This is a genomic window from Mesorhizobium sp. M1169, assembly GCF_040318345.1.
In the GTDB taxonomy this organism is placed as follows: domain Bacteria; phylum Pseudomonadota; class Alphaproteobacteria; order Rhizobiales; family Rhizobiaceae; genus Mesorhizobium.
In genome coordinates, this window is sequence record NZ_JAMYME010000110.1 from 1 (window position 1) to 914 (window position 914).

1 protein-coding gene and 1 pseudogene are annotated in these 914 nt (G+C 64.9%); both read left to right on the forward strand.

What is annotated here, in order from left to right; genetic code table 11:
* Positions 1-8: 8 nt before the first annotated feature.
* Complete coding sequence (locus NKH41_RS34030) at positions 9-779, forward strand: ABC transporter ATP-binding protein (RefSeq protein ID WP_502906099.1); 771 nt, start codon at positions 9-11, stop codon at positions 777-779.
* Positions 776-914: pseudogene (locus tag NKH41_RS34355) on the forward strand (SfnB family sulfur acquisition oxidoreductase); the annotation flags it as partial. The gene NKH41_RS34030 and the pseudogene NKH41_RS34355, both read left to right, overlap by 4 nt.

Sequence of the window (914 nt, forward strand, 5' to 3'; positions counted from 1 at the left end):
AAAATCCGATCCTGTCGGTCAGTCGCGTGGAGGCCGTCTACAACGGCGCCATCGCCGCCCTGCACGGTGTCGACCTGTCGGTCGGCAAAGGCGAGATCGTCGCACTGCTCGGCTCCAACGGCGCCGGCAAGACGACGCTGCTACGCGCCGTATCCAATCTCCTCCCGGCCGAGCGCGGCACTGTTACCGCTGGTCGGATCACTTTCGACGGCGAGGATGTCTCCAGGGCAAGCCCCTCTCACCTCGTCCGCAAGGGTCTGGTCCAGGTCCTCGAGGGCCGACACTGCTTCCGCTCGCTGACGGTCGAGGAGAACCTTCTGACCGGCGCGCTCGGGCGTTCGTCCTCCCGCACCGGCGTCAAGGCCGACCTCGACCGCGTCTATGCGCTTTTCCCCAGGCTCACCGAGAAGCGGCGAACCCGGTCCGGCCTCACCTCCGGCGGCGAGCAGCAGATGACGGCGATCGGCCGCGGTCTGATGTCGCGGCCGAAACTCTTCGTGCTGGACGAGCCTTCGATGGGGCTGGCGCCGCTGATCGTCGACGAGATTTTCAGCGCTTTGAAGCGGCTCAATCGGGACGAAGATCTTTCGATCCTTGTCGCCGAGCAGAATTCGGCAGTGGCGCTGAAATATGCCGACCACGCCACCGTGCTCGAAAACGGAAAGAGCGTGCTGGAAGGGTCGGCCGCCGACCTGCGCCAGCGCGACGACATTAAGACCTACTATCTCGGCGGCACGCCGCTTCCATCGCAACATTTTCCCAAGGAGACCGCAGCATGACCATCCAATCGAAGCAGCCGTCCGATATCCGCAGCGCCGTCCCCCCGGTCGAGCGTCCGTCGGCCAGAGCGCATGTCATCAAGACCGACGCCGAGGCGATCGCTGTGGCGGAAAAACTGGCCGCAGACTTCGCCA